Raw genomic sequence first — 20,517 nt, 5'->3', positions numbered from 1 at the left:
CCGACGATATAGATGAGATTTCGCATGGCAGCCTCTAGATCAGGCCAAGAAGACGCAGGATAGCAAGTACGACGACCACAAGGCCAATGAGATAGATGATGCTGCGCACGTTGTCGCTCCTTCTAATTCAGATTGGATGACAAACGCGTGATCGGCTCGGTTGGTTCCGCTGGGCTCAGACATTCTTTGCGCCGTCGTCCTGAAGCAGCAGCAGCAACGCGATGATCGTGAGCGCCACGCCCCCGAGCACGAGCGGCGACGGCACCGGATTGCCCAGGAAGATCTCCCAAACGATGACCCACGACGGTGTCAGATAGGTGTACGCCATGACCTTGGCCGAGGGCAGGCGCAGCGCGGCGAAAGACAACAGCACAACCGTGATCGCGGTCGCGCAGAAGGTCACGTAGGCCAGCGTCACCCAGACCAGCGGCGGCAGGGCGAGCCAATCCGTGGCGGCGATCCGGGGCCAGGCATAGACCACCAGCAGCGCCGCGCCCGCCAGCAGCGTTCCGAACGTGAAGGTCACCGGCCCTTCGCCCCGGTTCAGCCGCCGCACCAGCGGCGTGTAGATCGCGTGGCTGACGCAGCCGACGAAATAGATCGCCTCCCCGCGGCCCACGTCGAAGGCCATCAGGGCGCTTAGGTCCGCACGGAAGATCACCCAGAGCGCCCCCGCGCCACCGACCAGCAGCGCCAGCGCCATGCGGGGGGTCAGCACCTGGCGCAACATGAACCAGGCGATCCCGGCGGCCATCACCGGTACGAGGGTGAACACCGCGGCGGCGCTGACCGGCGGCGCGGTCTTGAGCCCCTCGAACATCAGGACGAAGTAGACCGCGAAGAAACCGCCCAGCAGCCCGTAGCGCCAAGGCGCGGCAAAGCTGGCCCGCGACAACGATCCGCGCTGCCAGGCCAGCGCCCCCACCACCACCGCGGCCAGGCAGAAGCGCGCCGCGTTGAACGCCGACGGCGCAATGTCGTTCGCCACCAGCGCCCCGAGGGAAAACGACCCGGCCACAAGGGCCGAGAAGGCGAGCATTGCAAGATGGCCCTGTGCGCCGGGGCTCACAGCCCCCCCTCGCTCACGCGCTTCTTGATGAACGACAGCAGCGCCTGAACCTTCGTCGTGCGGTGCAGGCCCACATGCGTCACCAGCCAGAGCGGGCTGGCCCATTCCGGCTGCGGCGCATGAACCTCGACCAGGTCGGGATGCCGCGCCGCCTCGGACGCATCCATGAAACCGATCCCGGCGCCGGCCAGCAGGGCGGCATCGGCCGCGTGCGAGTCGGTGCAACGGAACCGGACGGCATCGGGCGGGACGTTTTCGCGAAGCCAGATGTAGAAGGGCGCGCGGCTGTCCTTGTTCTCCGGTCCGATGAAGCGATGGTTGCCGTAGTCCTGCGGGCCTTCGGGCAGGCCGAACGCCTCGACGTAGGCGCGGCTTGCGTAGGCGCCGATGGCACTGGAGATCAGCGGCTGCACCACGTTGTCGGGCTGATCCGGCACGGTGCCGGCACGGATGGCCACGTGCGCCTCGCCGTATTCCAGCCGGAACAGCCTGTCGCCGGTCAGGTAGCGCACTTTCACCTGCGGATACTGCCGCTGAAACGCCACCAGCATCGGTGCGACGCTTGACGACAGGCTGGCGAGCGACGTCACCACGAGGTCGCCCGACACCTCGGCCCCCTGCCCCCTGATCCGCCCGACCAGCTGGTTGAACTGGTCATCGGTGGCCTGCGCCACGCGCAGCAGGTCCGCGCCCGCCTCTGTGGCGGTGTACCCTCGGGCGTGGCGCTGGAACAGCTTGACCCCGAGCCGCCCTTCGAGCGCGTCGATGTGCCGGATGACGGTGGCATGATGCACCCCCAGCACTTCGGCCGCACCGCTGACCGTTCCCAGCCGGGCTACCTGAAACGCCGTTCTGATCTCGTCCCAGTTGTCCATCTCCACCCCGTCGTCAGACTTGTGCAATGCTGAACAAAGCGAGTGCAATTCCGCCAGTTGTGTTTGAATCTGCAAATGCCGATTTCTGTCCCGAACCACTCAAGACAGGAAATGACACCATGTCCATACTTCGCATCGACTCTTCCGCCAATACCGAGACTTCGGTGACCCGGGACCTGACAGACCGCATCATCGCGCGGCTTGGCGATGCCGACGTGGTCGTGCGCGACCTCGCGCTCGAACCGCTGCCGCAGATCACGCATACCTGGGCCGTTGCCCGGACCACCCCGGAATCCGACCGCGCGCCCGAGCAGGTAGAGGCGCTGAAGGAATCCGACAAGCTGGTGGCGGAACTGATGGCCGCCGACACTATCGTGATCGGCGCGCCGGTCTACAATTTCGGCGTGCCCGCGTCGCTGAAAGCCTGGATCGACCTTGTCGCGCGGGTCGGCGTGACCTTCCGCTACACCGAAAATGGCCCCGAAGGTCTGGTCAAGGGCAAACGCGTCATCATCGCCATGGCCTCGGGCGGAACCCCCGTCGGATCCTCTGCCGATTTCGTCAGCGGATACCTGAAATTCGTCCTCGGGTTCATGGGCATGACCGACGTGTCCGTGGTCGCGGCCGATGCACTGGCCACGGATGCCGACGGGACGGTCGCCCGCGCCAACGACGCGATCGAGAAGCTCGCAGCCTGATCTCCCCCTTCCGCGCCGGTTGCGGAAGCGACGGCACCGGACCCCGCCCAAGGGCCCGGCGCCAATTTTTCTGTATCCCCCTCCCGTGACGCTGGAACCGCGCAGCCCGATGCCGCGTTCCTGACGGATCGCCGGACATCGGCGCAGAGGGGCATTTCGAATGAGTAGCTGGTTCGCGGGGTCCGAGGATATTGTCGCCCTTGGCCTGCTGGCATGTGTCTTCATCGCCTTCATCGTTGAACGATACCCTCCGGACACAACGGCGGTGGTGGGCGCTGCCGCGTTCATCCTTCTGGGGCTCGTCAGCCCGGACGACGTGATGGCGGTTTTCTCGAACCCCGCGCCGATCACCATCGCGGCGATGTTCGTCGTCTCGGGCGCGCTGGTCAGAACAGGCGTGCTGGATGCCATCGCGGGTTTCATCGTGGACCGCGCGAAAACCCGGCCCGTGCTGGCCCTGACGACCTTCTTCCTTGCCGCGCTGACGGCCTCGGCCTTTGTCAACAACACGCCCATCGTCCTGATCCTGATCCCGCTGGTCCTGCGGCTGAGCCATGCCGTGGGCATCGTTTCCACCCGGCTGCTGATCCCGCTGTCCTACGTGTCGATCCTCGGCGGCACCTGCACCATGATCGGCACCTCCACCAACCTGCTCGTGGACGGTGTCGCGCGGCAGAACGGCATCGACGCCTTCGGGATCTTCGAGATCGCCCCGGTGGGCATCGTCGCGGCGCTGACGGGGCTGGTCTTCATGATGGCCGCAGGACGGTTCCTGCTGCCGAACCGACCGGACCGGGGGGCCACCTCGATGCTCACCGAGACGACTTTCCTGACCGAGGTCGCGATCCTGCCGGAGGCACCGATGATCGGTCAGAGGCTGGCAGACACCCCCGAGTTCAACCGTGCGGCGATCCGCATCACCGGCCTGCGCCGGGGCGGTACCATCCAGCGCAGCGACCTGCCGGACACGGTTCTGGCCAAGGGCGACACGCTGATCCTGTCGCTGCCCACCTCGGAACTGCTGACGCTGCACGACATGACGGGGCTGCGGGTGGGTCTGCGCCGCCCGGGCCGCCCGCGCGAGGACGAGGACCGCCTGATCGCCGAAGCCATCGTGCCACCCGGCCTTGCCGAGGGGCGGAGCATGCTGGGAGAGACCGGCCTTGGCGCGGATTACGGCGTGCGTATCCTCGGGGCGAACCGCCACCGCCACATTCCCGGCCCCGACCTGTGGTCCGTCAAGCTGCGCCCGGCGGACCGTCTTCTGTTGCAGGGCACCGCCGAGGGGCTGGACGCCCTGGCGCGGGGAGGCACCATCGTCTCCGTGTCGCGGCCCTCCGGACGCGCCTACCGCCGCCGGCAGGCGCCTATCGCCATCGCGGCATTGCTGGGCGTCGTGGCGCTTGCCGCGATCGGTGCGGCGAGCATCACCCTGCTGTCCATCCTCGCCGTCGCGCTGATCCTGCTGCTGCGCTGCATCGACAATGACGAGGCATGGGGATCCATCGACGCGAGCATCCTGATCCTGATCTTCGCCATGCTGGTCATCGGCACGGGGCTGGAGAACAGCGGCGCCGTGGAAACCATCGTCACCGCGCTGGTCCCGCTCCTGGAAATGCTGCCACCCGTCCTGTTGCTGGCGGCCGTGTACCTGACCGCGTCCGTGCTGACCGAACTGGTCACCAACAACGCCGTCGCCGTGATCCTCACTCCGGTCGTCATCAGCCTGGCGGGGCAACTGGGTGTGGATGCCCGCGCCCTTGTCGTGGCGGTGATGTTCGGCGCCTCGGCCAGTTTCGCCACGCCCATCGGATACCAGACCAACACGCTGGTCTACGGTGCGGGCAACTACCAGTTCCGAGACTTCCTGATGATCGGTGTGCCGATGAACCTCGTGGTCGGCGCGGCGGCGGTGCTGGCGATCGCGGTCTTCTTTCCACTGGGCTGACCCCGTGCTTGACTCCGTCTGGCGGCACGGCTAAAGCCCGGGCAACTCCCGGAAGCCGTGCCTTCCGGTCCCTGCGGCGTGCAGGGATCGCCCTCCACCAGCGTGTTACGCCCGTGGGGGCATTTGTGTATTCAGCGCGAGATCCCTACATCAGGGGCATCCCGCAACCGACGATAGGGGGCTGTGCCCATGTTCGAGAACCTCAGCGAGCGCCTTTCCGGCGTCTTCGACCGACTGACCAAGCAGGGGTCGCTGTCAGAAGAGGACGTGAAGACCGCCCTGCGGGAGGTGCGGGTCGCCCTGCTCGAAGCGGACGTGTCGCTGCCCGTGGCTCGCGATTTCGTCAAGACGGTGCAGGACAAGGCGACAGGCCAGGCGGTGACGAAATCCGTCACACCGGGGCAGCAGGTCGTCAAGATCGTCCATGACGCGCTGGTCGACGTGCTGAAGGGCGAGGCCGAGCCCGGCGCGCTCAAGGTGGACAATCCGCCGGCACCCATCCTGATGGTCGGCCTTCAGGGCGGCGGCAAGACCACGACCACCGCGAAGCTGGCCAAGCGGCTGAAGGAACGCGACGGCAAGAAGGTGCTGATGGCATCGCTGGACGTGAACCGCCCCGCGGCGATGGAGCAGCTCGCGATTCTGGGTACGCAGATCGGCGTCGACACGCTGCCCATCGTCAAGGGCGAGAACCCCGTCGCCATTGCGAAACGCGCCAAGACGCAGGCGGGGCTGGGCGGCTACGATGTGTACATGCTCGACACCGCGGGCCGGCTTTCCATCGACGAAGAGCTGATGGCGCAGGTCGAGGCGGTGCGCGACGTCGCCAACCCGCGCGAGACCCTGCTGGTGGTCGACGGCCTGACCGGCCAGGACGCGGTGAACACGGCCCAGAACTTCGACGACCGGATCGGCATCACCGGCGTGGTCCTGACCCGGATGGACGGCGACGGCCGCGGCGGGGCCGCCCTGTCGATGCGCGCGGTCACGGGCAAGCCGATCCGCTTTGTCGGCCTGGGCGAGAAGATGGACGCGCTCGAGACCTTCGAGCCGGAGCGCATCGCGGGACGCATCCTCGGGATGGGCGACATCGTCGCGCTGGTGGAAAAGGCGCAGGAAACCATCGAGGCCGAACAGGCCGAAAAGATGATGAAGCGCATGGCCAAGGGTCAGTTCAACATGAACGACCTCAGGATGCAGCTCGAACAGATGATCAAGATGGGCGGCATGCAGGGCATGATGGGCATGATGCCCGGCATGGGAAAGATGGCCAAGCAGGTCGAAAGCGCGGGCCTCGACGACAGCATTCTCAAGCAGCAGATCGCGCTTATCCAGTCGATGACCAAGAAGGAACGCGCCAACCCCGCCCTGTTGCAGGCCAGCCGCAAGAAACGCATCGCCGCGGGTGCCGGGCTCGAGGTCAGCGACCTGAACCGGCTGATGAAGATGCATCGCCAGATGTCCGACATGATGAAGAAGATGGGCAAGATGGGCAAAGGCGGGATGCTCAAGCAGGCGATGAAAGGCATGATGGGCGGCAAGGGCGGCATGGACCCCAGTCAGATGGACCCCAAGCAACTGGAAGCCGCGGCCAAGGCGATGGGCGGCAAGATGCCCGGCATGGGTGGCATGCCCGGTGGCATGGGCCTCCCGCCCGGCCTTTCGGGCTTTGGCAAGAAGAAATGACCGCGCCCGTCCGTCATACGAACCGTGGCGCCTGCCGGTGTCACGGACCGCGCTGCGGGCAGGAGCCCGCGGGCGCCGACAATGATGTAATCGCGCGTCAGCGCGGCAATGGGGTCATGCCATGACAGATACCGCAGCGCGCGCCGCAGAGCTTCTCAAGGACCACCGCGCCAGCATCGACAGGCTGGATGCGATACTGGTCTACACCTTGGGTGAGCGTTTCAAGCACACCCAGGCCGTGGGTCGGCTCAAGGCCGCACACGACCTTCCCCCGTCCGATCCGGATCGCGAAGCGAAACAGATCGCCCGGCTCGAAGATTTGGCGAAAGAGGCCGACCTCGATCCCGAATTCGCCAAGAAGTTCCTGAACTTCATCATCGCCGAAGTCATTCGGCACCATCAACAGCACCAATCGTAAGCTGCGTCATCACGGCGCATCTTCCCAAAGACAAAGGAAAACAGACCATGGCCATGAAAGTTCGTCTCGCCCGCGGCGGCTCCAAGAAGCGTCCGCACTACTCCATCGTCGCCGCCGACAGCCGCATGCCGCGCGACGGCCGCTTCATCGAGAAGCTGGGCACCTACAATCCGCTGCTGCCCAAGGACAGCGAGGACCGGGTCAAGATGAACGTCGAGCGCATCCAGGAATGGATGTCGAAAGGCGCGCAGCCCACCGACCGCGTGAAGCGCATGCTCGAAGCTGCCGGCGCCCTGCCCAAGACCGAGCGCAACAACCCCAACAAGGGCACGCCGGGCAAGAAGGCACAGGAGCGCGCGCAGGAGAAGGCCGACAAGGCTGCCGCCGCTGCCGAAGCCGCGAACGCACCTGCCGAGGAAGCACCGGCAGAAGAAGCAGCCGCTGAAGAATAAGGCGACACGCCCGGCATGGACCAGTTTTCAGACGATTTCCGTGCCGGGCTCGTTGATCTGATGCGTTTGCGGCGCGACGTGCGCCGCTTTCGCCGCACCCCGGTCGAGGCGGATCTTCTGCAGCGCTGCCTCGACACCTTTGGCCTCGCGCCCTCCGTCGGGCTCAGTGAACCCTGGCGTATCTGCCGGGTCACGTCAGACGCCGCGCGCAGCCATGCCATCGACAATTTCAAGACTGCCAATGCCGATGCCCTGCGGGGCTACAGCGGTGACAAGGCCGCGCTCTACGCGTCGCTCAAGCTGTCGGGAATGGCCGACGCGCCCGAGCACCTCGCGATCTTCTGTGACGACTCAACGCCGAAGGGCGCCGGACTGGGCGCCGCCAGCATGCCCGAGATGCGCCGCTACTCGGTGGTCGGGGCCATCGCCATGATGTGGCTGACCGCCCGCAGTCTCGGGCTGGGTATCGGCTGGGTGTCCATCCTTGACCCCGAACGGCTCTGCCGCGATCTTGAGGTACCGGCGGACTGGACACTGGTGGCCTATCTCTGCCTCGGTTGGCCCGAAGAGGAAAGCCTGACGCCTGAACTGGAAACAAGGGGCTGGGAAACCCGCGCCCCGGCCCTGCATATCGAGGAACGCTGATGTTTCGCCTGATTTCATTCATCCTCACGCTCGCGATCGGTTTCGCCCTTGGGGTCGCTTACGACCGCTGGCAGATGCGCAAGGAATGTGCCGCCGGAGAAGGCGGATGGACGGGAACGATCTGCGTCAATTCGGAGCTGCTGCAATGACCGACCTGATTTGCGTCGGCGCCATCGCCGGCGCTTACGGGGTACGCGGCGAGCTTCGCGTCAAGAGCTACTGCGCGGTCCCCGAGGACATCGAATCCTACAGCCCCCTCTGGTCCGAGGACGGCAGCCGCCGCTTTGCCCTGGCGATCCTGCGGCCGATCAAGAACGGCTTTGCCGCGCGCATACCCGAAGTGGCGACCAAGGAAGACGCCGATGCCCTGCGCGGCACCGCTCTCTATGCGGAACGGTCGCAGCTTCCCGGCCTTCCGGATGACGAATTCTATCATGCCGACCTGATCGGGTTGGAGGTCTACGATACCGGCGGGGTTTTGCTGGGTCGGGTCAAGACGGTGCAGAACCACGGTGCGGACGACCTGCTCGAGCTGCAGCTGGCCGGCAATTCGGCAACCACCTTCCTGCCCTTCACCAAGCGGGCCGTCCCCACTGTCGATCTCGCGTCGGGCCGGATCGTCGCGGATCCGCCCGAGGGCGTGCTGCCGGATCCGCGCGCCTGATGCCACGCCGGATCATCCTGCACGCGGGCTTTCACAAGACCGGCACAAGCACGATCCAGTCGGTCCTGCGCGAGAACCGCGTGGCGTTGAAGAAGCATGTGGCACTCCGCCTGCGCTGGCATATGAAAGACCTCGTTGCGGCCACGCGCGGCTATTCGACCTGGCGCGATCCGCTGACGCTGATCAAAGTGCAGGACAGGTTCACGCGGCTGATGGATGACCTGCCGGGCATGCCCCGCCGGACGCTCGTGATCTCTGCCGAGGAACTGTCGGGCCACCTGCCCGGCCGTGGTGAGCTGGCGGACTATTCGGCGGCCCCCATCCTTCTTTATGCCTTCTGGGAAATCGCCCGTGCCCGCTATCCCGAGGCCGAGATCCTCATCTACCTGTCCACCCGCGCGCCCGGACCGTGGCTGGAGTCGGCCTGGGCAGAGCACGTCAAGGCGTCGAACATGACACTGCCCTTCGAGGACTTCGCCGCCCGTTACCACGGCGCGGCGAACCTTGATGCCATGGTCGCGGAAATTGCCAGCCGGGTACCGGTGCCGGTCCACCATCGCGCGCTGGAAAGCTGCCTGGACCTGCCGCTAGGCCCGGCCGATCCGCTGCTCGACCTGTGCGATCTGCCGGCCGCGCTCCGGGCCGGGTTGGTCCCGGTGGCACCTGCCAACACCCGGCTGAAGCCCGAGATCCTGCAGGCCATGCTGGAAGCCAACCGGACGCAGGATACCGCGGAGGCGCGCAACGCGGCCAAGGCACAACTCCTGAAGGACGCGCGATGAAGCCCGCCCGGTCCCACGCGCGACAGTCCGTCCGCGCCAGCCTGAAACCGCGGGAGCTGCTGCGCGACGCACCGGATTACGCCGACATCTGGCAGGCGCGGGTCATCACGCTGTTCCCCGAGCTTTTTCCGGGCGTGCTGGGCGCAAGCCTGACCGGCCGCGCCCTGAAGGACGGTATCTGGCAGTTGCACACGCACGACCTGCGCGCCCATGGCATCGGCAAGCATCGCAACGTGGACGACACCCCCGCCGGGGGAGGCGCCGGCATGGTGATGCGCGCGGATGTGGTCGGCCCCGCGATCGAAGAGGCGCAGGGTCAGGCGCGGGGAAGATGGCCGATCCTCTACATGTCGCCCCGCGGCAGGCCCTTCGATCAGGCCATGGCCAGTGACCTCGCGGCCTGCGCGGGGGTGACGATGCTTTGCGGCCGGTTCGAGGGTGTCGACGAGAGGGTTCTGGAACACTACGGCGTGACCGAGGTTTCGCTGGGTGACTTCGTCATGACCGGCGGAGAACTGGCCGCGCAGGCGATGATAGACGCTACCGTCCGGCTGCTGCCGGGCGTGCTGGGCAACGCCGACAGCGCGGTGGAGGAAAGCCATTCGGGTGGCCTGCTGGAGCATCCGCAGTACACCCGGCCCGCGACATGGCAAGGGCGGGATATCCCGCCGGTCCTGATGTCGGGCAACCATGCCGAGATCGCGAAATGGCGGCGGGCGCAGTCCGAAGCGCTGACCGAGGCCCGGCGCCCGGACCTGTGGGCCCGCCGCACGAAGACCTAGAAGTCGGCGGTGACGTTCGGCAGCTTGAGTGCCTTGATGAGGTCGCGCAGTTCCTGACGCGCGGCGACGTTGGAAATATTCAGCTGCTTGACCCCGATGTCCTTGAGATCCAGCAGTGTCAAACCACGCGGGAACAATTCGCGAAAGATCACGCGCTCGCTGAAACCCGGAGCGACGCGGAAGCCGATGCGCTTGGCCAGATTGGCAACCGCCCGCTCCATCTTTTCCTTGTTCACCATGCGCTGCGCCCCCAAGCGGTTGCGCACCACGACCCAGTCGATCGGGGCCAGCCCCGCCTGCGCCCGAAGCTGCCGGGCGTTCCAGACCATCTCGGAATAGACCGAGGGGCCGGTGATCTTGTCCCCGCTGGCGTCTGTATGGGCCAGCAGGTCGAAATCGATGAAACTGTCGTTGAGCGGCGTGATCAGCGTATCGGCCAGCGAATGCGCCACCTGGCTCAGCCGGGTATGCGAGCCGGGGCAGTCGATCAGGATGAAGTCGCTGTCCGGCTCCATCGCCGCGACGGCGGCGCTGAGACGATGATCGTACACGTTTTCGCCGGGCCGCAGCGTGCTTGCCTCGATCTCGGGGAGTTCGTGCAGTTCGGGGCTGGGCAGGTCCAGCTCCGCCTGTGCGAGAAAACCGCGCCGGTTTTCGACGTACCGTCCGAAGGTGCGCTGTCTCAGGTCCAGGTCCAGACCGCTGACCTTGTGCCCCATCCGAACCAAAGCGGTCGCCACGTGCATCGACACCGTCGACTTGCCCGCGCCGCCCTTTTCGTTCCCGACGACGATGATATGCGCCATGCTGCTGCCCTTCTGCCGCACCTGCCTTTGATACGCAGGTTATTGTTGTGCGACACTATATGTGGGGTATGCCAGTTTGGAAAGTGCCGGTGTCCTTTCGACGCAAAGTTCTGGCTTTGACGGAATGACCGCGCCTGACGCAATTAACTGACCGTTCCGCGCAACCATTGCGCCAGCCGCGGTGTTTGTCCGGAATATGCGGATCCGTGGATCGCATCCCTCGAACGAAAGACAGACATGCGCACATTCAGACACGCGGAACCATCGCAAACGGTCGACTTTCCGAATTCCCAGATCGGATCGAAGAGCCAGTTGCAGGCGGCGCTGGTCGATATCGCCGTGCTGCTGTGCATCTTTGTCGCGACGCCGCTGGTGCTTTTCCTCGACACGACCGTGGCCGGACAGCCCATGTCCGAGAACACCCTGACGGAAAAGCTTCAGGTTGGTCTGATCATCGTGTCCACGCTGATCTTCGCCACCGGGGCTGTCCTGCGGCTGGGGCATGCCGGTTACCTCAGTGCCGTGACAACGCTTCTGGCGTGCATGGCGATCCGCGAGAACGATTCAGTGTTCGACCTTGTCTATCACGGTTTCTGGCTGGTCCCCGCTGTCGTGGCGCTGGGGATCGGGGGCGTTTTCACGTGGAAGCACCGTTTTGGATTGCGCGCCGCCTTTGCCGACCACCTCGGCACGAGATCAGGTGCCTATTTCACGCTGGGCCTGCTCCTGTTGATCGTGTTCAGCCGCCTGTTCGGGACTGGCGCGGTCTGGCAAGGTGTGATGGGCGCGGCCTATACCCCGGAGGTCAAGGCCGCCGTTCAGGAAGGTCTGGAACTGCTGGGATACCTCCTGCTCGCGCATGGGGCCGTCGCGTCCTTTCAGGAACGGTTCGGAGAGCGACAGCCGTTGCCCCGATAGCAGGGCGGTTCAGCCGACCGTACCGGAGAAATTCATGATCCCCAGCGCCTCGAACTGCGGGGCGATCTCCGTCACGGCGGATTGCTTCAGGTGGATGGCGTCCCAGTAGCAGTCGGCGCGCACCTCCGCAGCGGGGGTGAGGAAGGGATCATGCATGTCGATGAACATTAGGTCGCGATGGACCGCAGCCTTGCGCAACTGCTCAGCGAAAGCCTGCCCGGCCCTGCGGCGCTGTTGTTCCGTGCCGGCGTAGTTCAGCGTCAGCCCGATGGCCTGCCGCAAGCCGGAATGGCGGCGCAGGAAATTTCGCCCGATGCGCAGGGCGCGATGCCCCTTGGGTCTGGCAGAAAGTCGGCGCAGCACATCATTTGCGGGGTGGCCGTAAGCCGGGTCGAGACTGGCCGAGGTGGGCGGCGGCGCGACCACGCCAAGGCGGAACCGCCCTGCCCCGGCCGCGCGAATGAAATCCTCGACGAAGGTCATGTAGTGGTCGATCGCTTCGGCAACGCTGGCATCGATCCGCGCATCGAGGTGATCGGCGCGCCGGACGATATGGGCACGGCAGTCGATTTCCCCGAACATGAAGAACACGCTGGCGCCTTCGGGAATTTGCCCGATCAGCGCCATGGCCTTTGCCCGACCGCCGGTGCGCGAGGTTTCGCGGTGCAGCGTTCCGGCCAACTGGGGGCCGAGCCGGCAGGCGCGAACCTGCGGAAATGGCCCTTCCTGAACCGCCGGATATTCCGGGATCATGCTGCCATTCACGACAAAGGCCGAGACATGGCTGTCTCCGATTATCCAGACGGGCGCGATACCCTTTGCTGCGTCCATAGTCACATGCCTTTGCAGGAAACTGGGGGCATTGGGATTTCCGTCGGTCCTGCCAGACCGCATCCGGCCATGCGGCACACCGGCGCCTTTCCGCACCGTGACGACGCGCACCCACACGATATGCCGAGATCGCCAAAGAAAAAGGCGCGTCCCCGCCGGGAACGCGCCTTTGACCGCTGTATCGCGGGACGGCTCAGAAGCCGAGCCCTGCGTACTTGTTCTTGAACTTGGAAACGCGACCGCCGGTGTCCATCAGGCGGCTGGAGCCGCCGGTCCACGCCGGATGCACCGAGGGATCGATGTCGAGCGACAGCTGGTCGCCTTCCTTGCCCCAGGTGGAGCGCATTTCCACCACGGTGCCATCCGTCATCTTGACGTTGATCATGTGGTAGTCGGGATGTGTATCTGCTTTCATCGAACTGGTCCTTACGCGTCGGCGCCCGAGGAGAGCGGCTTGTAGTTTGAGTTTTCGCTGATGCGCGCGGATTTGCCCCGGCGCGACCGCAGGTAATACAGCTTGGCGCGGCGCACGCGACCGCGGCGCACGACGGTGATGCTGTCGATGTTGGTGGAGTGCAGGGGGAACACGCGTTCCACGCCTTCGCCGAAGCTGATCTTGCGAACGGTGAACGAGCCGGCAACGCCGTGGCCGTTCTTGCGCGAGATGCAGACGCCTTCGTAGTTCTGCACGCGGGTGCGCGTGCCTTCAGTCACCTTGAAGCCGACGCGGATGGTGTCACCGGCGCGGAAATCGGGGATTTCCTTGCCCAGTTCGGCGATCTGTTCCGCCTCGATTTGTGCGATCAGGTCCATTGACCATTCTCCTAAAAATGCTCGTGGTATGCCACGAAGTTGATTTTCCGATCCAAGAGCTTCGGTCTGTCTGTCGGGTCTACACCGTGTTCCCGCAAGGGAGGTGGCCCACCGGAGGTAGCATCATATTCCTTGTCGCCTGCGCATAACGCAAAGCACCGGAGCCGCTGTGGCGCGATTCCGGATGGGCGCGGTATAGGAGGGTTGGCGGCGGGGATCAAGTGCCATGGCGGCCCAGTACCGCATGTTTCAGTGCAGGGTCGGCCGGTCCGGGTGTGTCACCGGGCGGCGCCGCTTGCGCCGTGCCAGCACAACGAGATTCGACGCGAACAGCGCCCCGACCACGATGGACCCACCAAGGAGCGCGTAGGCGCCGGGATCTTCGCCGACGAAGTACCATGCCAGCAGGGGGGCGAAAACGGATTCCAGCAGGATCAGAAGCCCCACCTCGGCAGAGGTGATGTAGCGCGGCCCGAGCGCCAGCAGCACGGAACTGCCCAGGATCAGCGCCGCATGCATCGCCACCAGCGGCGCCTGATCGACCGGCATCGCGAGGGGCTGTGCCCAGGGCAGGATCACCAGCGCCCCGAGCACGTACCCCATCGCCACCCCCGGCACCATGGAGACCTGACGGACCAGCCGCACGGCCGTCAGGCCCGCGGCGAATAGCGCGGAAATCGCAAGCGCCAGAAGATCCCCCGCCAGCGAGGCGTTCGCCGTTTCGCCCGACCCGTAGGCAATCACCGCCAGCCCCGGCAGCACCGCCGCCATCGTCAGGTACATCCGCGGGCTCAGCCGCTCTCCCAGCGCGATGCGGCTGAAGAGCGCGGCGAACACCGGCAGGGACGCGATGATGAAGACCACGTTGGCCACCGATGTCAGGCTGACCGCCAGCACGAAGAGCACGCCGGTCGTCCCCATGGCGACGACGTATATCAGGCCCGGCCAGCCCGTGCGCAGGAAGGTCCGGAAAGGCGCGGTGCCCTGCCACGCCATCAGCCCGACCGCGATCATCAGGCCCACCAGCAGTGCGCGCCAGAACGCGATGGCGAGCGCCGGCGCGTCGATCAGCCTGACAAAAAGGGAGTCGGGAACGATGCAAAGCACGCCGAACAGCGTGATGAGCAGGCCCTTGAGTTGGTCGTTCATGCCGCATCGGTGACCGAATTTTCCGGCCGGGTAAAGGCCTTGCGCGCCGCATCGGGCGCGGAAGATTCGACAGGGCGCCGCCCCCTCCGCCAGGTCTGGCTGTCAGCACCGGCGGGAAAGCGACATTTTTTTGGGAACGTAGCACGCCGCGACCGGGGTCGATGCCGGGGGGCCTCCCGATGGGACGCGAACCCCGAGAACGTGATTTCGCCGCTTGCCGCTTTGTCGGGGGCGACAGATCGCGCCGCCGAAATGCCGGTTTTCGTGTCGATGCACCCGCCGGTTCCCTTCCGGCCCGTCACCGCGAGAGGAAGAACCGCATTGTTCATCGCGTGCCGGACCCTGCTTGGCGGCCTTGGGCCTGAGGATCCCGACCTGCCAAAATGGCGCGTCGGGCTTGACCTCGAAGGTCGGACTGCGTGACACTTCGCGCGCGCCCACCGGGCCGTGAACACACAGATGCAGATCAACTGCGCTACCCGGTGTCCGATCGGGGCACCGCAACGGCGGCCCCCAAAGGGTCTCCGACAACAGAGAGGAAGAATATGGAATATTTGACACGTACCGGGAGACCGCTTCCGCAATCCATTCTGGAATCCGCGGAATCCGCGCGGAAGAACCCGGTGAACCGGCGGGAATTCCTGGCGCTCGCCAGCGCATTCGGCGCGACCGCGGCGACCGCCTACGGCATGATCGGCATGGCCCCGCCCGCCTATGCGGACGCCCACGCCAACATGAAGGAAGGCGGCACCGTCCGGATGCAGATGGAGGTCCGCGCGCTGAAGGATCCGCGCACCTACGACTGGTCACAGATCGCCAACTTCTCGCGCGGGTGGCTGGAGTATCTCGCGATCTGGGAGAACGACGGGACATTCACCCCCGCCCTGCTGGAAAGCTGGGAAATCAACGACGACGCGACCGAATATACGCTGAATGTCCGTCAGGGCGTGAAATGGAACAACGGTGACGATTTCACTGCCGAAGACGTCGCGCGCAACATCACCGGCTGGTGCGACAAGTCGCTCGAAGGCAACTCGATGGCGGGACGCTTTGCATCGCTCATCGACGAGGAAACCGGTCAGGCCATCGAAGGTGCGATCGAAGTGGTGGACAGCCACACCGTCAAGCTGAAGCTGCCGGTGTCGGACATCACGCTGATCCCTGGCATGGCCGACTATCCCGCCGCCATCGTCCCGGCGGACTTCGATGCGAACAACATGGTCGACAACCCGGTCGGCACCGGCCCCTACCTGCCTGAATCGCTCGAAGTCGGCGTGAAGGGTGTGCTGGTCAAGAACCCCGATCACACGTGGTGGGGAACGGATGTCTATGGCGGGCCCTATATCGACCGGCTGGAGTACATCGACTACGGCACCGACCCGTCGGCGTGGATCGCCGCCGCCGAAGCCGAGGAAGTGGACGCGTTCTACTCCATGGAAGGCGAATACATCGACATCATGAACACCCTGGACGGCTGGGTGCAGAACGAGATCGCAACCGCCGCGACCATCGTCATCCGGCCGAACCAGCTGGCCGAAGTCGATGGCAAGCGCCCTTACGAGGACAAGCGCGTGCGCCAGGCCATTTCGATGGCCGTGGACAACGAGATCCTGCTTGAACTGGGCTATGCCGGTCGCGGCATCGTCGCCGCGAACCACCACGTCGGCCCGATGCACCCCGAATACGCGGAACTGCCGCCGCTCAAGGTCGACCCCGCCGCCGCCAAGGCGCTGATGGAAGAAGCGGGCTACGGCGACTTCGAGCACGAGTTGTTCTCGATCGACGATGCATGGCGCAAGGACACCACCGATGCGGTGGCGGCGCAGTTGCGGGACGCCGGCATCAACGTCAAGCGGACCATCCTTCCCGGTTCGACCTTCTGGAACGACTGGACCAAGTATCCGTTCAGCTCGACCAACTGGAACGCGCGTCCGCTGGGTGTGCAAATCTGGGCGCTGGCCTATCGCACGGGCGAGGCGTGGAACGAGTTCGGCTATTCCAACCCCGAGTTCGACGCATTGCTGTCCGAGGCGCTGGCGACGGCGGACGTGGACAAGCGCCGCGAGCTGATGGCCAAGGGCGAGGCGATGCTGCAGGAGGATGGCGTGACGATCCAGCCCTACTGGCGGTCGCTGTACAACCACACCAAGGAAGGCCTGGTCGGCGCGGCGCACCACATCGGGTTCGAATACCACCCGGCGCGGATGGCTTGGACAGGCGACGCCTAGGCGCCGATCCATCGCTGAACCGGGGGGCCGCGCGCGACGCGGCCCCTTTTTTTTGGACCCGCGCATTGAACACTGATCAGATACGATCCCGCCTCCTTGCACCGCATTGTTTCGCAAGACAGGGAGCAAGGGCGGCGTTTGTTGACTACGGCCCGAGACCTGCCCATGTTTTCGACGCTTCAAATGTCAACGATTGGATCTTCATGCTGCTCTACCTGCTTCCCGCGCTGCTTGGCCTCGGACTGTTCATCGGCCTGACCGACAATGACGACGAGGCCGAACAGAACGATGCAGGCCCGACACCTACACCATCCGACGAGACCGGCCCGGACCAGATCGTGGTCCCCGAGGATGACGGCAATTTCACTGGCACGAGAAACGACGAAGTGATCTACAGCCGCGATGAGGGCGGGATCGTACGCGGCTGGGGCGGCGACGATACGCTGGTCGGCAGCGATGCAGCCGATACGCTTTCCGGCGGGCCGGGCGACGACAGCGTGATCAGCTTTGACGGCGACGATCAGGTGCTGGGTGGCGACGGGAACGACACGATCGACACCGGCGAAGGCAATGACAACCCCGTGGGCGACGGCGGCGATGACCTGATCCGCGCGCGCGGGGGCAATGATAACATCAACGCGGGAGCGGGTGACGACACGGTTTATGCCGGCTCCGGCGACGACTCGGTCGATGGCAGCTCGGGCGACGACCTGATCCTATTGGGCGCCGGCGACGATGACGCTGTATCCTACAGCGGTCGCACCTTTGGCGACGATACGATTTACGGGGGCGCCGGAAACGACGAGATTCGTGATGGCTACGGCGCTGACGTGCTGTACGGGGACGATGGCGACGACACCCTGTCCGCCATTGACAGACGGCCCGACGATCCGACCCAGCCGATCGGCGACACCATCTTCGGCGGCAACGGCGATGACGCCATCTCCGCCGACAACGGCGATGTCGTGACTGGGGGCGCTGGTGCGGACCTGATCGACGTCCGCCGGTCTTACGGCCACGGCGACCAGGATGCCATACAAATCACGGATTTCGACACCGCAGAAGACGTGCTGGAAGTCAGCTTTTCCCCCCGTCCCGAACCCGGCGCGTCCTTTGACATTGACCTGAGGTACAACCGAACGCTGGATAGCGTAATCGTCAGCCGGGGCGGCGAGGCGCTGGCCATCCTCCAGGGCCTGCAAGAGGCGGATATCGACGACGTAGACATCGTCGCCCCGCCGCAGGCAACTGTCGTGACCGCTGCCTAACCGTGGGTCAGACTGCCTTCTTGCGCATCTCGTCGAGGTAGATCTCGCGCAGGCGCGGGGCCACGCGGCCCGGCGTACCGTCGCCCAGCGCCACGCCGTCGATTTCCACCACAGGCATGACGAACGCCGAGGCCGACGTGGTAAAGGCTTCATCCGCCTCCTTGGCCTCGTCGATGGTGAAATTGCGCTCTTCGATTTCCATCTGCGCCTCGCGGGCGAAGCGCAGCACCGCGGCACGTGTGATGCCGTGCAGGATCTCGTTGCCGAGGGCGCGGGTGATGATCTTGTTGCCCTTCACGATATAGGCGTTGTTCGACGTGCCCTCGGTCACGTAGCCGTCCTGGACCATCCAGGCGTCGTCGCAGCCGGCCTTCTTGGCCATCATCTTGCCCATGGACGGATAGAGCAGCTGCACCGTCTTGATGTCGCGGCGACCCCAGCGGATGTCCTCGATGCTGATGACCTTGGCCCCCTTGCGCGCGGCGGGATTGTCGGCCAGCCCCGGCTTGTTCTGCGTGAACAGGACGATGGTCGGCTCGGTCTCGGGCGCGGGATAGGCAAAATCGCGGTCTCCGTCGGACCCTCGGGTGATCTGGAGATAGACCAGCCCTTCCTCGATCTCGTTGAGGCGCACCAGCTCGCGGTGTACCTCAAGCAGGTCGGCCTTGCTGATCGGGTTCTTCATCTCGAGCTCGTTGAGCGACCGGCTGAGACGGATGGCATGGCCGTCAAAGTCGATCAGCTTGCCATCCAGTACGGACGTGACCTCGTAGACGCCATCGGCCATCAGGAAACCGCGGTCGAAGATGGACACGGTAGCTTCGGTTTCGGGCAGGTACTGGCCGTTGACATAGACGGTACGGGTCATCTCGTTTCCTCTCAACCTCGTGCCGGGGCAAGCCCGGTGATATCTGCGGGCCGCAGTCGCCCGGTCTGCAAAAGGTGGCTCAGCGCGGTGGCCACGCCGGCGGCATCGGCGCGGGCATCGTGGGCCGGGCCCGGTGCCTTCAGGCCGTAGTGGTCACAAATCGTATTGCTGCGCAAGCCGTGAACGGTCTCCGCGCTTTCGCCGGCCGCGATCAGAAGCGCGGTTGCATTGCGAAACCGGGCTGGCGGGATCGGACAGGTCAGGCCCTGCACGAAAAGCGACGGGGCGAGGCCAAGCAGGTCGTCCTTGCCCCAGGCCAGCAGAAGGCCGTCCCGGGCGAATTCCGAAAGATGGCCGAGCGCGTCGACGAGCGCGATGCCTTCGCGCGCCAGCAGCGCGTCGTCGATCCCGCACAGCCGCGTCACCAGCGGGTCCACCGCGGCGATGGCACCGTCCCGGTCTCGGGGTTCGACAAACCAGCCCACCGGTTCCGACACCGCGAAAGGCGCGGTCAGTCCCAGCCGTACCGCGCCGATCTGGATGCACAGCGGGTCGGGATCATGCGGCCCACACCAGAACCGGGTCGGTGCGCCGGGGGCGGTCAGGAATTCGCAGTCGTAGACCGTCGCGAAATCCATGCTTATCCCCAGAGCGCCGCGTCCGGCGGATGCACGCCCCTGTCGTCGAAGACCAGCGGCGTTTCGCGATCCTCTGCCAGCAGCAGCGGTCCGTCGAGGTCGACGACCCTTGCCCCCTGCGCCACCAGCGTCGCGGGCGCCATCGCGAGCGACGAGCCCACCATGCAGCCGACCATCACGTCGTAGCCCTCTGCCAGCGCCGCTTCGCGCAGGCGCAATGCCTCGGTCAGCCCGCCGGTCTTGTCGAGCTTGATGTTCACGACGTCGTACTTGCCCTTCAGTTTCGGCAGACTGGCACAGTCGTGCGCGCTTTCGTCCGCGCAGACCGGCACGGGCCGGTCCATGCCGATCAGCGCCTCGTCCTCGCCTGCGGGGAGGGGCTGTTCCACGAGCGCCACGCCAAGGCGCACCAGATGCGGCGCGAGGTCGGCATAGACCGCCGCCGACCAGCCTTCATTGGCGTCCACGATGATGGTCGAATTCGGCGCGCCGGCGCGCACGGCTTCGAGCCGCGGCATGTCGTCGGGTGTGCCCAGCTTGATCTTGAGAAGGGGGCGGTGCGCGTTCTTGGCGGCCTGTGCCTGCATCTCGGCAGGGTCGGCCAGCGACAGGGTGTAGGCCGTGATCTCGGGCTTGGGCGCAGCGAGCCCGGCCAGTTCCCAGACACGCTTGCCCGCGCGTTTCGCCTCGAGATCCCACAGGGCGCAGTCGACCGCGTTCCGCGCCGCGCCGGCGGGCAGCAGATCGTACAGCCGGTCGCGCGTGATATCACCGCTCAACGCTTCGATTTGCGCCGCCACGCTGTCCAGTGTCTCGTCATATCGGGCGTAGGGCACACATTCGCCCCAGCCGGTGACGTCATCCGCCTGCACGCGGACGGTCAGCACCTGCGCCTCCGTCCGGGAACCGCGGGAAATGGTGAAGACCTGCGCCAGCGGAAAGACGTCCCGGCTCACTTCAATGCGCATGATCGCTCCTT

Annotated in this window: 23 protein-coding genes; 13 read left to right on the top strand and 10 right to left on the bottom strand. The window is 65.4% G+C overall.

The window, feature by feature from the left end:
* Positions 1 to 175: 175 nt before the first annotated feature.
* Positions 176 to 1,069, bottom strand: coding sequence for a DMT family transporter (locus tag BOO69_RS01490; protein ID WP_237267536.1), 894 nt, complete (start codon positions 1,067 to 1,069; stop codon positions 176 to 178).
* The gene (locus BOO69_RS01485) at positions 1,066 to 1,944 is read right to left on the bottom strand and encodes a LysR family transcriptional regulator (protein ID WP_071969663.1); all 879 of its coding nucleotides are present in this window, start codon (positions 1,942 to 1,944) and stop codon (positions 1,066 to 1,068) included. The genes BOO69_RS01490 and BOO69_RS01485 overlap by 4 nt, the downstream gene beginning before the upstream one ends.
* Positions 1,945 to 2,063: 119 nt before the next feature.
* Here BOO69_RS01485 and BOO69_RS01480 point away from each other — a divergent pair, with 119 nt between their 5' ends.
* From BOO69_RS01480 to trmD, 10 genes are all read left to right on the top strand, one after another.
* The gene (locus BOO69_RS01480; protein ID WP_071969660.1) at positions 2,064 to 2,642 is read left to right on the top strand and encodes an FMN-dependent NADH-azoreductase; all 579 of its coding nucleotides are present in this window, start codon (positions 2,064 to 2,066) and stop codon (positions 2,640 to 2,642) included.
* A gap of 160 nt (positions 2,643 to 2,802) precedes the next feature.
* Positions 2,803 to 4,590 carry an SLC13 family permease gene (locus BOO69_RS01475; protein WP_071969658.1) on the top strand — a complete coding sequence of 596 codons (1,788 nt, stop codon included), beginning with the start codon at positions 2,803 to 2,805 and terminating at the stop codon, positions 4,588 to 4,590.
* A gap of 189 nt (positions 4,591 to 4,779) precedes the next feature.
* On the top strand, positions 4,780 to 6,276 hold the full coding sequence (gene ffh / locus BOO69_RS01470; RefSeq protein ID WP_071969656.1) for a signal recognition particle protein: 1,497 nt from the start codon (positions 4,780 to 4,782) through the stop codon (positions 6,274 to 6,276).
* Between the two features lie 121 nt (positions 6,277 to 6,397).
* Positions 6,398 to 6,694 carry a chorismate mutase gene (locus BOO69_RS01465; protein ID WP_071969654.1) on the top strand — a complete coding sequence of 99 codons (297 nt, stop codon included), beginning with the start codon at positions 6,398 to 6,400 and terminating at the stop codon, positions 6,692 to 6,694.
* Between the two features lie 47 nt (positions 6,695 to 6,741).
* Positions 6,742 to 7,146 carry a 30S ribosomal protein S16 gene (rpsP, locus tag BOO69_RS01460; RefSeq protein ID WP_071969652.1) on the top strand — a complete coding sequence of 135 codons (405 nt, stop codon included), beginning with the start codon at positions 6,742 to 6,744 and terminating at the stop codon, positions 7,144 to 7,146.
* A gap of 15 nt (positions 7,147 to 7,161) precedes the next feature.
* Positions 7,162 to 7,791 (top strand): 5,6-dimethylbenzimidazole synthase, encoded by a 630-nt coding sequence (bluB, locus tag BOO69_RS01455; RefSeq protein WP_071969650.1) that lies wholly within the window; start codon positions 7,162 to 7,164, stop codon positions 7,789 to 7,791.
* Entirely contained in the window at positions 7,791 to 7,940 is a 150-nt protein-coding gene (locus BOO69_RS23165; protein ID WP_172839479.1) for a hypothetical protein, read from the top strand. Before bluB ends, BOO69_RS23165 begins: the two co-directional genes overlap by 1 nt.
* The gene (rimM, locus tag BOO69_RS01450) at positions 7,937 to 8,455 is read left to right on the top strand and encodes a ribosome maturation factor RimM (protein WP_071969649.1); all 519 of its coding nucleotides are present in this window, start codon (positions 7,937 to 7,939) and stop codon (positions 8,453 to 8,455) included. The genes BOO69_RS23165 and rimM overlap by 4 nt, the downstream gene beginning before the upstream one ends.
* Entirely contained in the window at positions 8,455 to 9,237 is a 783-nt protein-coding gene (locus BOO69_RS01445; protein WP_071969647.1) for a hypothetical protein, read from the top strand. Before rimM ends, BOO69_RS01445 begins: the two co-directional genes overlap by 1 nt.
* A complete protein-coding gene (gene trmD / locus BOO69_RS01440; protein ID WP_071969645.1) occupies positions 9,234 to 10,019 on the top strand; it encodes a tRNA (guanosine(37)-N1)-methyltransferase TrmD in 786 nt (261 codons plus the stop codon). Before BOO69_RS01445 ends, trmD begins: the two co-directional genes overlap by 4 nt.
* On the opposite strand, the gene BOO69_RS01435 is transcribed toward trmD, so the two are convergent.
* Complete coding sequence (locus BOO69_RS01435) at positions 10,016 to 10,825, bottom strand: division plane positioning ATPase MipZ (protein ID WP_071969643.1); 810 nt, start codon at positions 10,823 to 10,825, stop codon at positions 10,016 to 10,018. The two genes, trmD and BOO69_RS01435, sit on opposite strands and share 4 nt — an antisense overlap.
* Positions 10,826 to 11,062: 237 nt before the next feature.
* Here BOO69_RS01435 and BOO69_RS01430 point away from each other — a divergent pair, with 237 nt between their 5' ends.
* Entirely contained in the window at positions 11,063 to 11,743 is a 681-nt protein-coding gene (locus BOO69_RS01430; RefSeq protein ID WP_071969641.1) for a hypothetical protein, read from the top strand.
* A 9-nt stretch (positions 11,744 to 11,752) separates the two neighbouring features.
* Here the strand turns inward: BOO69_RS01430 and BOO69_RS01425 are convergent, their stop codons facing one another.
* From BOO69_RS01425 to BOO69_RS01410, 4 genes are all read right to left on the bottom strand, one after another.
* Positions 11,753 to 12,574, bottom strand: a complete 822-nt coding sequence (locus BOO69_RS01425) for a hypothetical protein (RefSeq protein WP_071969639.1) — start codon at positions 12,572 to 12,574, stop codon at positions 11,753 to 11,755.
* A 193-nt stretch (positions 12,575 to 12,767) separates the two neighbouring features.
* A complete protein-coding gene (rpmE, locus tag BOO69_RS01420; RefSeq protein ID WP_071969636.1) occupies positions 12,768 to 12,989 on the bottom strand; it encodes a 50S ribosomal protein L31 in 222 nt (73 codons plus the stop codon).
* 11 nt (positions 12,990 to 13,000) lie between these two features.
* The gene (gene rplS / locus BOO69_RS01415; RefSeq protein ID WP_071969635.1) at positions 13,001 to 13,387 is read right to left on the bottom strand and encodes a 50S ribosomal protein L19; all 387 of its coding nucleotides are present in this window, start codon (positions 13,385 to 13,387) and stop codon (positions 13,001 to 13,003) included.
* Positions 13,388 to 13,636: 249 nt separating this feature from the next.
* The gene (locus tag BOO69_RS01410) at positions 13,637 to 14,536 is read right to left on the bottom strand and encodes a DMT family transporter (RefSeq protein WP_071969633.1); all 900 of its coding nucleotides are present in this window, start codon (positions 14,534 to 14,536) and stop codon (positions 13,637 to 13,639) included.
* A gap of 545 nt (positions 14,537 to 15,081) precedes the next feature.
* Here BOO69_RS01410 and BOO69_RS01405 point away from each other — a divergent pair.
* Positions 15,082 to 16,764, top strand: a complete 1,683-nt coding sequence (locus BOO69_RS01405) for an ABC transporter substrate-binding protein (RefSeq protein WP_071969631.1) — start codon at positions 15,082 to 15,084, stop codon at positions 16,762 to 16,764.
* A gap of 203 nt (positions 16,765 to 16,967) precedes the next feature.
* Entirely contained in the window at positions 16,968 to 18,032 is a 1,065-nt protein-coding gene (locus BOO69_RS01400) for a calcium-binding protein (protein WP_071969630.1), read from the top strand.
* 7 nt (positions 18,033 to 18,039) lie between these two features.
* Here BOO69_RS01400 and BOO69_RS01395 read toward each other — a convergent pair whose 3' ends face one another.
* From BOO69_RS01395 to dgcA, 3 genes are read right to left on the bottom strand one after another with little or no spacing between them, the layout of a single operon-like run.
* Positions 18,040 to 18,900, bottom strand: a complete 861-nt coding sequence (locus tag BOO69_RS01395; protein WP_071969627.1) for a D-amino-acid transaminase — start codon at positions 18,898 to 18,900, stop codon at positions 18,040 to 18,042.
* An 11-nt stretch (positions 18,901 to 18,911) separates the two neighbouring features.
* Complete coding sequence (locus tag BOO69_RS01390) at positions 18,912 to 19,538, bottom strand: 3'-5' exonuclease family protein (protein ID WP_071969626.1); 627 nt, start codon at positions 19,536 to 19,538, stop codon at positions 18,912 to 18,914.
* A 2-nt stretch (positions 19,539 to 19,540) separates the two neighbouring features.
* On the bottom strand, positions 19,541 to 20,506 hold the full coding sequence (gene dgcA, locus BOO69_RS01385) for an N-acetyl-D-Glu racemase DgcA (RefSeq protein WP_071969624.1): 966 nt from the start codon (positions 20,504 to 20,506) through the stop codon (positions 19,541 to 19,543).
* Between the last annotated feature and the right edge of the window lie 11 nt (positions 20,507 to 20,517).

Source organism: Sulfitobacter alexandrii (assembly GCF_001886735.1).
In the GTDB taxonomy this organism is placed as follows: domain Bacteria; phylum Pseudomonadota; class Alphaproteobacteria; order Rhodobacterales; family Rhodobacteraceae; genus Sulfitobacter; species Sulfitobacter alexandrii.
The sequence above is the reverse complement of the archived record's forward strand: the minus strand, read 5'-3'. Positions and strand labels throughout refer to the sequence as shown.

Excerpts from the sequence above, each read along its gene's own strand:
- BOO69_RS01430 (WP_071969641.1), top strand. The coding sequence starts at position 11,063 with ATGCGCACATTCAGACACGCGGAACCATCGCAAACGGTCGACTTTCCG.
- trmD (WP_071969645.1), top strand. The coding sequence starts at position 9,234 with ATGAAGCCCGCCCGGTCCCACGCGCGACAGTCCGTCCGCGCCAGCCTG.
- BOO69_RS01395 (WP_071969627.1), bottom strand. The coding sequence starts at position 18,900 with ATGACCCGTACCGTCTATGTCAACGGCCAGTACCTGCCCGAAACCGAA.
- BOO69_RS01400 (WP_071969630.1), top strand. The coding sequence starts at position 16,968 with ATGCTGCTCTACCTGCTTCCCGCGCTGCTTGGCCTCGGACTGTTCATC.
- BOO69_RS01480 (WP_071969660.1), top strand. The coding sequence starts at position 2,064 with ATGTCCATACTTCGCATCGACTCTTCCGCCAATACCGAGACTTCGGTG.
- rimM (WP_071969649.1), top strand. The coding sequence starts at position 7,937 with ATGACCGACCTGATTTGCGTCGGCGCCATCGCCGGCGCTTACGGGGTA.
- BOO69_RS01390 (WP_071969626.1), bottom strand. The coding sequence starts at position 19,538 with ATGGATTTCGCGACGGTCTACGACTGCGAATTCCTGACCGCCCCCGGC.
- rpsP (WP_071969652.1), top strand. The coding sequence starts at position 6,742 with ATGGCCATGAAAGTTCGTCTCGCCCGCGGCGGCTCCAAGAAGCGTCCG.
- BOO69_RS01445 (WP_071969647.1), top strand. The coding sequence starts at position 8,455 with ATGCCACGCCGGATCATCCTGCACGCGGGCTTTCACAAGACCGGCACA.
- BOO69_RS01405 (WP_071969631.1), top strand. The coding sequence starts at position 15,082 with ATGGAATATTTGACACGTACCGGGAGACCGCTTCCGCAATCCATTCTG.
- BOO69_RS01485 (WP_071969663.1), bottom strand. The coding sequence starts at position 1,944 with ATGGACAACTGGGACGAGATCAGAACGGCGTTTCAGGTAGCCCGGCTG.
- rpmE (WP_071969636.1), bottom strand. The coding sequence starts at position 12,989 with ATGAAAGCAGATACACATCCCGACTACCACATGATCAACGTCAAGATG.
- bluB (WP_071969650.1), top strand. The coding sequence starts at position 7,162 with ATGGACCAGTTTTCAGACGATTTCCGTGCCGGGCTCGTTGATCTGATG.
- dgcA (WP_071969624.1), bottom strand. The coding sequence starts at position 20,506 with ATGCGCATTGAAGTGAGCCGGGACGTCTTTCCGCTGGCGCAGGTCTTC.
- BOO69_RS01465 (WP_071969654.1), top strand. The coding sequence starts at position 6,398 with ATGACAGATACCGCAGCGCGCGCCGCAGAGCTTCTCAAGGACCACCGC.
- BOO69_RS23165 (WP_172839479.1), top strand. The coding sequence starts at position 7,791 with ATGTTTCGCCTGATTTCATTCATCCTCACGCTCGCGATCGGTTTCGCC.
- BOO69_RS01425 (WP_071969639.1), bottom strand. The coding sequence starts at position 12,574 with ATGGACGCAGCAAAGGGTATCGCGCCCGTCTGGATAATCGGAGACAGC.
- BOO69_RS01435 (WP_071969643.1), bottom strand. The coding sequence starts at position 10,825 with ATGGCGCATATCATCGTCGTCGGGAACGAAAAGGGCGGCGCGGGCAAG.
- BOO69_RS01475 (WP_071969658.1), top strand. The coding sequence starts at position 2,803 with ATGAGTAGCTGGTTCGCGGGGTCCGAGGATATTGTCGCCCTTGGCCTG.
- ffh (WP_071969656.1), top strand. The coding sequence starts at position 4,780 with ATGTTCGAGAACCTCAGCGAGCGCCTTTCCGGCGTCTTCGACCGACTG.
- BOO69_RS01410 (WP_071969633.1), bottom strand. The coding sequence starts at position 14,536 with ATGAACGACCAACTCAAGGGCCTGCTCATCACGCTGTTCGGCGTGCTT.
- rplS (WP_071969635.1), bottom strand. The coding sequence starts at position 13,387 with ATGGACCTGATCGCACAAATCGAGGCGGAACAGATCGCCGAACTGGGC.